Source organism: Rhodococcus sp. 06-235-1A, from assembly GCF_002258785.1.
Taxonomy (GTDB): Bacteria; Actinomycetota; Actinomycetes; order Mycobacteriales; family Mycobacteriaceae; genus Rhodococcoides.
In genome coordinates, this window is the sequence record NZ_NOYI01000024.1 from 68,622 (window position 1) to 81,159 (window position 12,538).

At 63.8% G+C, this 12,538-nt stretch carries 1 protein-coding gene; it reads right to left on the reverse strand.

Annotated features, from left to right (window positions below; genetic code table 11):
• Positions 1-57: 57 nt before the first annotated feature.
• Positions 58-12,534: a non-ribosomal peptide synthetase gene (locus tag CH275_RS22640; protein ID WP_256991176.1), complete on the reverse strand. Its 12,477-nt coding sequence runs from the start codon at positions 12,532-12,534 to the stop codon at positions 58-60.
• Positions 12,535-12,538: the final 4 nt, after the last annotated feature.

Sequence of the window (12,538 nt, forward strand, 5' to 3'; positions counted from 1 at the left end):
CCCCGGCTAGAAGTTGCCGGGGTCTTTCTGCTTGTATCGGTCGGTACCCGACCGGTCTCACTTCAGCCGATCGCCAACGATCGGGCCTATCACGGACAGTCCCGATGTCGACATCATCTCGGTATGGGAACCGGGCACCACATAATTTTCGACGCGACCGGTCACGTACGGCTCCCACACCTGAGCACCATCGGATTTGTTCGGATGCTCGAGCTGAGCACTGAAGTAGAGAGCGTCTCCGCTGAACACACCGGGCCGGTACTCGGTGATCAGCCTGGGGCTACGTACTGCACTCTGCGCAACGGTGACCATCTGCTCCGCCGTGATCGAGACCAGGTCGGCGCGGAACGCCCGCAGAAGGACGTCGGCCTGTTCGAGCGTGATGTCGTCGAACTCGTCGCCCACAGGGGAATCGACGCCCAGATCAGCGAGCCCCTGCTTGATTTCGGATCGGAACAGGTCCATGTCGGTCTCGAGCACACTGTCCACGATCACCAGGTTGTCCACCCGATGTCCGTCCGCCTGCAGTTTCACCGCCACAGCATGAGCGATCACGCCGCCCAGAGACCATCCCAGGAACGAATACGGACCCTCCGGCTGGGTCGCGAGGATTTCGCGCACGTACCGGTCGGCGTACTCGTCGATGGACTGCGGACCCGAGTTCTCGGTGAGAGCCGGCGACTGGACACCGTAGACCGGGTGGTTCGTCGCAACGAAGTTGACCAGCCCCGCATAGCAGAACGCCAACCCGTCCATCGGATGGATGCAGAACAACGGTGACGCATCGCCGTCGCTGCGCAGCGGTAGAACGGTCCGCAACGCAGACTCACCGTGCGTCTCGTTGCCCGCCTCGAGACGGTCGGCGAGTGCCTCGACACCCGGTGTGGTGAAGAGCCACGGAAGTCGCACGTCGACACCGCTGGCCTCGGCAAGCTTCGTGACCAGCTGGGTGGCGATCAGTGAGTTGCCGCCCAGAGCGAAGAAATCGTCATCGAGACCGACCCGCTCCACCCCCAACACCTCCGCGAACACCCCCGCCACAACCTCCTCCGCGCGAGTGACCGGCGCACGGAACTCCCGCACCTCGAAGGTAGGCACCGGCAACGCCTTACGGTCGAGCTTGCCCGAGGTATTCAACGGAAACGCATCGAGAACCACCACAGCAGAGGGCACCATGTACGACGGCAGGATCGCAGCGATCCCGTCGGTCAGTTCGTTGCCGTCGACGACCACACCGGGGGTGGGAACCACGTATGCCGCCAGCTGATCGCCGGTGGCCGTGGCCACGACCGCCGTTGCGGCCTGCGACACCGATTGCTGGCTCAACAACGCGCTGTCGATCTCTCCGAGTTCGATGCGCTGGCCACGAAACTTCACCTGGAAGTCGGTGCGGCCGATGTAGCCCAGCAGGCCGTCCTGGTTCCAGAACACCAGATCACCCGTCCGATACATCCGCTCCCCCACCGAGGACGCAAACGGATCCGCCACAAAACGATCCACCGTCAAATCCGGACGTGACACATACCCCCGCGCCAACTGCGGACCCGCCAGATACAACTCACCGGGCACTCCGGTGGGCACCGGATGCAACCGGCTGTCCAACACGTAGACCTGCACGTTGGCCTCCGGCACCCCGATCGGCACCGCCGACACGGGTGCGGTGTTCGACGTCGATGCTTGCCAATATGTGGCAGACACGGCGGCTTCCGTGGGTCCGTAGAGGTTGTGCACGCTCGCTGTGCTGATTCGCTGGAAATCGCTCACCGTTTCGGCCGGCAACGCCTCACCGATCACGAACACGTGGCGAAGCGATTCCACCGACGCCGGCGGCGCATACGCCGCGAACACCGTCAACATCGACGGAACGAAATCGGTCACCGTCACCGACTCCGCAGCAATCATCTCCGCCACATACACCGGATCCCGATGACCATCAGCAGTCGCCACCACCAACCGACCACCAGACCGCAACGGCAGAAAATAACCCCACAACGACACATCGAACGTCGTCGCCGTCTTCTGCAAATACACATCCTCGGCCGTCAACCCATAGAACTCCGCCATCCACACCAACTGATTCACGATCGCCTCGTGCGAGACCGCCACACCCTTCGGACGACCCGTCGAACCCGACGTGAAAATCACATACGCAGGCGACTGCGGCCTGACCACACCACCGAGCTCCGACACCGACACAGCCGAACCCGACACCCCCGACAAGTCCAACCCGGACACATCCACCACCCGAACACCAGCACCGACATCGACCCCATCGACCGCCCTGGTCAACACAGCGACCGGATCAGCCGTCTCGACGATATGCGCGATCCGCTCCACCGGATGATCAGGATCCAACGGAACATACGCACCACCAGCACGCACGATCGCATACATCCCCACCACCAGATCCAACGACCGCCGCATCGCCAACCCCACCAACGACTCCGGCCCCACACCGATCCCCACCAGATACCGCGCCAACCGATTGACCCGCACATCGAACTCGCCGTACGTCAACGACACACCCTCGAACGAGATCGCCACCGCATCCCGATCCGCCGCCACCCGCGCATCGAAACCATCCAACAACAACACCTCGTCGACGACCACCGCCGTCGCATTACGCCCCACCACCAACTCGTGCAGCTCCGACTCGGTAACGACAGGAATATCACCCACCGCAACACCCGAATCCGCAACCACAGCTTTCAGCACCGCCACGAACCGCTCCGCGAAACCCACCACAGATGACTCATCGAAAAGATCGGTCGCGTAACTGAACTCGGCCGAAATGCCGGCCCCGACCCCAGCGGTCCCGTACCGATCCTGCAGCGTCAACTGCAGATCCGTCTTCGCCAAGGACACCTCGACGTCGAGAGAACCCACTTGTAGACCAGCCAACTCGAAATCCGACTGTGCAAGGTTCTGGAACGTCAACCCCACCTGGAACAGCGGGTTTCGGCCCATCGAACGCGCCGGATTGAGAACCTCCACCAACCGCTCGAACGGAACATCCGAATGCGCGAACGCACCCAGATCCCCCATCCGAGTCGCCGCCAACAACTCCTCGAACGACGCCCCCGGATTCACCTCTGAACGCAGCACCAACGTATTGACGAACATCCCGACCAAATCGTCGAGCTCACGCTCACCGCGACCCGCGATCGGAGTACCCACCGCAATATCCCCGGTACCGGACAACCGAGCCAACAGCACCGCCAGCGCCGCATGCATCGTCATGAACAACGTCGCATGATTCGCCCGCGACAGCGCCATCAGGCCACTGTGGAGATCCGCATCGATCTCGAAACGAACAGCCCGACCCCGAAAACTCTGCTGCGCAGGGCGTGGCCGATCCGAAGGCAGATCCAACTGATCCGGGAGCCCGGCAAGAGCATCGCGCCAGAACGCAACCTGCTCCGACGCAACCGAACCCGAATCGTCCTCCGAACCGAGCACCGCCCGCTGCCAGACCGCGAAATCCGCGTACTGCACCTCCAGCGGACGCCACTGCGGCACCCGATCCTGCGATCGAGACTCGTACGCCACCATCACATCTCGCGCCAACGGACCCATCGACGCACCGTCCGCCGAAATATGATGCACCACGAACGCCAACACGAAGTCCTGCTCACCGAGCCTGAACACCCGCCCCGCCAACGGGATCTCGGCCGCAACATCGAAACCACGCATCATGAAGCGAACGACGTTCTCCTGCAACGATTCCGAGTCGACGTCTATCACCTCGATTCGAGGCACGGCTCGATCGGGCGCAACGATCTTCTGATAGGGCACACCCTCGTACGCCGGGTACATCGTGCGCAGAGCTTCGTGACGCTCGACCACATCGGCGATCGCACGACGCAACGCCTCGATATCCAGCTCACCCGACAACCGCACAGCCAACGGGATGTTGTCCACCGCGGACGACGTGTCGAACTGATTCAAGAACCAAAAACGCTGCTGCGCGAGCGAGAGCGGAATCCGCTCGGGTCGCGGTCCTGCAACCAACGCAACCCGTCCCCCACTGCCGACCTGCGACTCCAACACAGCCGCCAACGCACCCACCGACGACGACTCGAACAATGCCCGCACCGATACGGACGCGTCCAGCGCCACACCCAAACGCGACACCACCTGAGTCGCGACCAACGAATTGCCGCCCAACTCGAAGAAGTCGTCGTCCAACCCCACCCGAGGCACACCCAACACCTCGGCGAACACCCCCGCCACCATCTCCTCCACCGGCGTCGACGGCGCACGATACTCCCGCGCCTCGAACACCGGATCCGGCAGAGCGCGCCGATCCAACTTGCCGTTCGACGTCAACGGCAGAGCCTCGAGCACCATCACGACATCGGGCACCATGTACGACGGCAGCACCTCCGCGGCAGCACCCTTGATCGCGTCGACATCGACGGTGCCCGCAGGAGCGACGACGTACGCCACCAGCTGATCGTCACGAACGAGCACAACAGCCTGCGACACCGACTGGTGAGCCACGACTGCGGCTTCCACCTCGCCCAGCTCGATCCGCAGGCCGCGCAGCTTGACCTGGAAATCGGAGCGACCGACGTACACCAATTCGCCTGTGCCCGAATCCGAGTGCACCCACCGAACGATGTCACCGGTCCGGTACATCCGATCACCACCCGACGGCGACAGCGGGTCGGCCACAAAACGATCCGCGGTGAGATCGGCACGTCCCTGGTATCCACGGGCCAACTGAACACCCGAGAGATACAACTCTCCTGCAACGCCCACCGGCACCGGACGCAACCGCGAATCCAACACCAGCACACGCGTATTCCACACCGGGCGGCCGATCGGCACCGAGTCGATGTCCGACTCGGTCACCTCGTGGTGGGTCACGTCGACGGCCGCTTCGGTCGGCCCGTACAGGTTGTGCAGCCTCGCGGACGGTAGAACCTGGAGTGCGTGTGCTCCCACCTGCGGGGGCAGCGCCTCACCGGAGGCAAATACCAGCGACAGAGACGTGCACTGTGCTGCGGACGGGTCTGCCAGAAAAACCGACAGCATCGAGGGAACGAAGTGAAGAACCGAGACGCGCTCGGTCACGACGACATCGACCAGGTACGCCGGATCACGATGTCCATCGGGCCGGGCCACTACCAGCGTGGCACCGATCTGCAACGGCCAGAAGAACTCCCACACCGAGACGTCGAACGTTGCCGGCGTCTTCTGCAGTACCACGTCCTCGGGGCTCAGAGCGTATTCGTGTTGCATCCACTGGAGACGGTTGACGATCGCCGAGTGGGTTATCGCCACGCCCTTGGGTCGGCCAGTAGAACCCGAGGTGAAGATCACGTACGCGGTGTTGGCCCCGTCCAGAGGCCCACGACGCTCGTGATCGGCAATCGGATCCGCGGACAACTCCGACACGTCGACATCGTCGAGATCGATCCGAACGAAGTCGCCCGTCGCCTCGAAGCCGTCACGTGTGGTGGACAAGACCACTGCCGGTCGCGCAGTGGAGACGATGTAGTCGATGCGATCGAGCGGTTGCTCCGGATCGAGCGGTAGATATCCACCGCCCGCCTCGAGCACCGCATACATTCCGACCAACAACTCGGTCGAACGTCGAAGTGCGAGGCCCACCAACGATTCCGGACCCACGCCCTCGGCGATCAATCGTCGCGCCAGTCGGTTCACTCGGGATTCGAACTCCCGATAGGACAGCGTCTCCGAGCCGAAGACCACGGCACGAGCGTCCGGTGTCCGAGCAACTTGCTCCTCGAACAACGAGACCAGGGTCGCGTCGGGTACCGGGTGTGATGTCCGGTTCCATTCGGAGACCACCAATTCGCGTTCGTCGCCGATCGACATGTCCAAGTCGCCGACCACAACGGACGGCTCCGCGATCACCCCGGACAGCAAGCGGACAAAACGTTCGCCGAACGCGACTGCCGTCGCGGAATCGAACAGATCTGTGGCGTACGTGAACTCGACCAGCCAGCCGAGGTCGTCCGGGGTCTTGTAGGTGTCGGAGACCGTCACCTGCAAATCGAATCGAGCCAGCTCGGCCTCGATGTCCACTTCGGCGACCGTGAGCCCCGACAAGTCGAACGACGACGGCGCGAGGTTCTGGAACGTCAGCAGAACCTGGAACAACGGGTGGCGACTGGCCGACCGAGTGGGGTTGATGACCTCGACGAGACGCTCGAACGGGACGTCCGCTTGACCGAAGGCCGAAAGGTCTCGCTCACGAACCGAATCGAGCATCGCCTCGAAGGACGCGTCGTTGTCGATTTCGGTCCGAAGGACCAGGGTGTTGACGAACATTCCGATCACATCGTCCAACGCGGCTTCGCCACGACCGGCGATCGGAGTACCGATCGCAAGGTCACTCGAGCCCGACAGGCGCGACAGCAGAAGCGCCAGCACGGCATGAACCACCATGAACGACGTCGAGTTGTGTTCTCGCGCAAACGATTCGACCGAGGATCGCATTGCGTGATCGATCACGAACCGATGGGTGGCACCGCGATAGGACGGCACTCGCGGCCGCGGGCGATCGGTGGGCAACTCCAGTTGATCGGGCAGTCCGGACAGTTCGGCGACCCAATACGCCTCCTGTGCGGAGATCAACGAGTCCGGATCTCCTTCGGAGCCGAGGACCTGACGCTGCCACAGGGTGTAGTCGATGTACTGGACGGCCAGCGGCTTCCAGGCGGGAATCTCGCCGCGCAGGCGTGCCAGGTATGCCTGCATGACGTCCCTGGTGAGGGGCCCCATCGAGAACCCGTCCGCGGCAATGTGATGCACGACGAACACCAGCACGTGCTCCGAGTCCGAGACGGTCATCAGCTCGATGCGCAACGGAACCGACGCCGTGACGTCGAACCCTCGGGAGATCAGCGATGTCACTCGTTCAACGACGTCGGATTCGCCGACGTCCTGTGGCTCGAGCTCACCGATCGCAGCGGTAGCCGGAACCACCACCTGAATACCGGTCCCGTCGACGGACGGGTAGTACGTCCTCAACGACTCGTGTCGATCGACCACGTCGACGACCGCTGCTCGTAGCGCCTCGACATCGAGTAGGCCCGTCAATCTCAACGCGACCGGAATGTTGTTGACTGCAGTGTCGGGCTCGAAGCGGTTCAGGAACCACATTCTGTTCTGCGCCAGGGACAGTGGGACGGTTTCCGGTCGGTGCTGCGCGACGAGCGCCGTCCTACCGCCGGATCCGACGGCAGATTCGACCCGGTCGGCGAGCGCGTGCACAGTGGGTGCCTCGAACAAGGTACGTACCGATACCGACGTATCCAATGCCGCACCGACCCGTGCCACCACTCTGGTCGCGGTCAGCGAATTGCCGCCGATGGCAAAGAAATCGTCGTTGCGGCCGACTCGTTCGACGCCGACGATGTCCGAGAAGATCCCCGCGATGATCTCTTCCACCGGTGTCGCGGGCGGGAGGTACGGTCCCGCATCGACTGTCGGATCCGGGAGGGCGCGACGATCCAGCTTGCCGTTCGCGGTCACCGGTAGGGAATCGAGAACGATCAGCGCCGTGGGAACCATGTAGCTCGGCAGCACCGCAGAGGAGGCGGCCTGCAGATCGGCCGTGTCGACTGCGGCACCGGCTCGACCCACCACGTAGCCGATCAACTGATCGTTACGAACCAGGACGACTGCCTGGTCCACCGACACCTGTTGCGTCAGAACGGCTTCGATTTCCCCGAGCTCGATACGAAGGCCGCGGAGCTTGACCTGGAAATCACTGCGACCGACGTAGGTCAGAGACCCATCCTGCCTACGGCGGACGAGGTCACCGGTCCGGTACATCCGGGAACCGTCGCTACCGCCCGGTTCGGCGACGAATCTGTCGGCCGTCAGGTCGGGCCGTGCCACGTATCCGCGCGCAAGCTGGACACCCGCGAGATACAACTCGCCCGTCACGCCCACCGGCACCGGTCGCAACTGGGCGTCGAGAACGTGCAGGCGGGTGTTCCACACCGGTGCACCGATCGGCACGTCTGCCGTGTCGGTCGGTCCCACCTCGTGGTGAGTGACGTCGACCGCGGCCTCGGTCGGGCCGTACAGGTTGTGCAACGCCGCCCCGGGCAACGCGTCTCGCGTTCGTGCCGCAGTGGACGCAGGTAGTGCCTCACCGGAGGCGAACAACAACCGAAGAGACGGAAGCGACACAGCTCGGACGCCTCCCCGCTCGGAGACGGCTGGATCGGATACGTTGCCGGACAGAAGGTCCGCAGCGAACACCGACAGCATCGACGGTACGAAGTGCATGGTGCTCACGCGCTGTTCGGCGGCCAGGTCGGCGAGGTAGGACGGGTCGCGGTGGCCGTCGGGACGGGCGAGGACCACACGGGCACCCACCCGCAACGCCCAGAAGAACTCCCATACCGACACGTCGAACGTTGCCGGAGTCTTCTGCATGACGACGTCGTCGACGTTCAGTCCGTACTCGTCCTGCATCCACTCGAGCCGGTTGACGATGGCCTCTTGCGACACGGCCACGCCCTTCGGCTTGCCCGTCGAGCCCGAGGTGAAGATGACGTACGCGATGTCGCTCGGCTGAGGCGTCGCACTGCGTTCCGAATCGAGAAGTGCTCGACCGGCTTCCGCCGAGGGCGCGTCGGCGGTCACCGAGATGACAGGGACACCGGAATCGGTGGCGAACTGATCGCGCGAGGCGGTGAGGATGCACACCGGTTGCGCGGTGGCGAGCACGTAGTCGTTTCGGTCCGCGGGCTGATCCGGATCGATCGGCAGGTATGCCCCGCCTGCTTCCAACACGGCGTACATGCCGATCATCAGCTCGAAAGACCGACGCATGGCAAGACCGACCAGTCGATCGGGGCCGACGCCGACCGAGATCAATTCTCGGGCAAGCGCATTGGCCCTGTCACTGAGCTCGGAGTAGGTGAGCTGCTCACCCTCGAACACGATTGCGACGGCGTCGGGGGTACGTGTCACCTGAGCGCGGAACGCGGACAACAGAGTGTGCTGTCCGTCGACATCACGCCGGGTGTCGTTCCACCGCGCCAGCTCCGAGTACTCCTGCGACTCGAGCAGTTCGATCCGGCCGGTCGGTACACCGGGAGCCGTGGTGACGGCCTCGAGTACGCGCAGGAATCGGTCCCGGAATCCGGCCACCGTGACACGATCGAAAATGTCGGTGGCGTACGTCAGGTCGACTGTCCACCCTGCCGAATTGGGATCGGCGTCGACCTCGTCGGAGATCGTCAACTGCAGGTCGAACTTGGCCAGGGCCGCGTCGAAGTCCACTGCACCGACGTCGAGTCCGTCCAACGACACAGATCGGTGCTCGAGGTTCTGGAATGCCAGCATGACCTGAAACAGTGGATGCCTGCTGGTGGAACGCACCGGGTCGAGTACCTCGACGAGGCGCTCGAAGGGAACGTCTGCATGTCCGAACGCCGCCAGATCGGTTCCACGAACCCGAGACACCAAGTCGGCGAACGACATCGAGGGATCGACCTCGGCGCGGAGTACCAGGGTGTTGACGAACATTCCGATGACGTCGTCGAGTTCCTGCTCACCTCGACCTGCCACGGGCGTGCCGATGACGATGTCGGTACTGGACGACAGCCGCGCCAGCAGAACGGACAGCGCCGCATGCATCACCATGAAAGGGGTGGCACCGTGCGTGCGCGCCAGCTCCTCGATTCCCATGCGGATGTTGTTGTCGAGCGTGAACCTCAGTGTCGCACCGCTGTTCGACGCCTCGACCGGCCGTTGCCGATCGGCGGGCAGTTCGATCTGGTCCGGCAGGTCCGCCAGAGCATCGACCCAGTACCGTTCCTGCTCGGAGATGATCGAGCTGGGGTCCGTTTCCGATCCCAGCACCTCTCGTTGCCAGAGAGTGAAATCGGCGTACTGGATCGGCAGCGGTGCCCAACCGGGCTCTTCGCCCCGCACCCGTGCCGAGTACGCCGTGACGACGTCACGGGTGAGAGGTCCCATCGAAAATCCGTCGGATGCAATGTGGTGCACTACGAATACGAGAATGTGCTCGGTGCCGGTGACACGCATCAGTTCCACGCGAAGCGGAGCCGAGGTCGTCACGTCGAATCCGGTGGAGACCGTGGCGAAGATCGCGGCAGCGATACCGCTCTCGTCCACATCCACCGGCACGAGATCGGTCACCGACTCCTGTGCGGGAAGCACAACCTGGCGGCCGCGTCCATCGATCCCCGGGTAGACGGTACGCAGAGACTCGTGGCGTTCGACGACGTCGCGCAACGCCAGATTGAGAGCGTCGACGTCCAGCTCGCCGGTCAGACGCAACGCGACAGGGATGTTGTTCACACCGGATTCGGGGTCGAACCTGTTGAGGAACCACATCCGCTGCTGCGCCATCGACAGCGGGATCTCCTCCGGCCGCTCCCCCGCGATCAACGCCGGACGCGCGCGGACTCCGACGGAGACGGCCTCGTCGGCGATCTCGGCCAGCTCGGCCACCGTCGACGCGTCGAAGAACACGCGGACCTCGATGCGAGTTCCGAGAGCCGCGTTGATTCTCGCAACGACGCGAGTCGCGTTCAGCGAGTTGCCACCGAGGGTGAAGAAGTCGTCGTCTATTCCGATGGTGTCGATTCCGAGGACATCGGTGAACGCGTCGACGAGGACCTTCTCCGTCGGTGTTCTCGGTGCGCGATACTCCTTGACGAGCGACGTGAAATCCGGCTCGGGTAGCGCTTTCCGGTCCAGCTTTCCGCTCGATCCGAGCGGGAACTCGGCCAACGGAACGTAGAGGGACGGGACCATGTACTCGGGCAGCCGATTTCGGACAGCCGCGGCCAACTCGTCGGAATCGATGTCGGCTCGAGTGACGACGTACGCCACGAGATGGTCGCCGAGCGCGGTCTCACCGGCGTCGGTGTGCACCACCACTGCGGCCTGCTCCACCGACTCGTGGGTGCTCAAGGCTGCTTCGATCTCACCGAGCTCGATCCGCAGTCCCCGCAGCTTCACCTGGAAGTCTGTTCGACCGACGTACTCGAGGGTGTCGTCACCTCGCCACTTGACGAGGTCGCCCGTACGGTACATCCGGTCTCCCGGCGCACCGAACGGATCGGCCACGAACCGATCGGCAGTGAGGTCGGAGCGTCCCAGGTAACCGCGGGCGAGCTGGACCCCGGACAGATAGAGCTCACCCTCGGTACCGAGGGGAGCTCGGCGGAGTCCACCGTCGAGCACGTAGAGGCCGGTCTCGGGCACCGCAGAGCCGATGGGCACGGGACCGGCTGTGTCCGACTCCGTCTCGAAGTAGGTGACGTCGACTGCCGCCTCGGTCGGCCCGTACAGGTTGTGCAATGCGGCAGAGGAAACGCGGTGGAAGGCGTTGGAGATCGCGGCGGGAAGCGCCTCGCCGGACGCGAAGACGTTACGCAGAGACGTCACCGTCGCAGCACTCGGCTCCGCGACGTAGACCGCCAACATCGACGGAACGAAGTGTGCGACCGTGACTCGCCGGTCGGCCATGATCGCGGCCAGATAGGCCGGGTCTCGGTGTCCGTCGGGGCGAGCGACGACCAACCGGGCGCCGATCTGCAACGGCCAGAACAACTCCCACACCGAGACGTCGAAAGTGAACGGTGTCTTCTGCAGCACTGTGTCGGCGCTGTCCATCGGGTATTCGGACTGACGCCAATCGAGGTTGGCAACGATGGCACCGTGCGAGACGGCGACGCCCTTCGGCCTGCCTGTCGAACCGGACGTGAAGATCACGTAGGCCAGGTTCTCGGCCGTCAGGGCACCGCGTCGATCGGATCGCTCGATGGGTGCGTCGGAGTACGACGAGAGGTCGACGGTGTCGACGTCGACGGTGTCGATTCCGGCCGGAAGATCTACATCGTCCGCACTCACGGTGAGGACGACTCGGGGGGCAGCCAGATCGACGACGTACGACAGCCGGTCGGCGGGGTGATCGGGGTCGAGCGGCACATAGGCACCGCCGGCCTCGATGATCGCGTACATCGCGACCATCAGATCCAACGAGCGCCTGATCGCCAAGCCCACTCGATCGTCCGGGCCGACACCGAGATCGATCAGATGGCGGGCCAAGCGATCGACTCGCGCGCCGAACTGGGCGTAGGTGAGTTCGGAGCCTTCGAATTCCAACGCAACGGCATGGGGAGTGCGCCGAACCTGTGCGGCGAATCGACTCGACAGCGTGTCGGTGGAATCGGCACTGATGGCTCGGGCCGGGGCGGAGTCACCGACGACGGAGATCGCATCTGCGATCAACGCGTCGACCACGGCCTCCAGACCGCCCTGGGTTGCCTCGAGGAGCCCCGGTGCAACCGAGGAGAGAACGACCGGGATCAGAGCATCGACGCCGAGGACGCCGCCCATGGCTGCATCCAGGCTGGTGATTTCGTCGTCCAGTCGCGCATAACTCACCGACACGTCTGCGGCGGTCAGAGCAACTCGATCTCCATCGACGGCTCGTACGGAAGAGATCAATCGGGGAAGATCGTCGATCGTGTATTGACTGCGGTTCGAATCTCCGACCGACATCTAT

Coding starts and splice junctions, on each gene's coding strand:
- CH275_RS22640 (WP_256991176.1), bottom strand. CDS start 12,534: ATGTCGGTCGGAGATTCGAACCGCAGTCAATACACGATCGACGATCTT.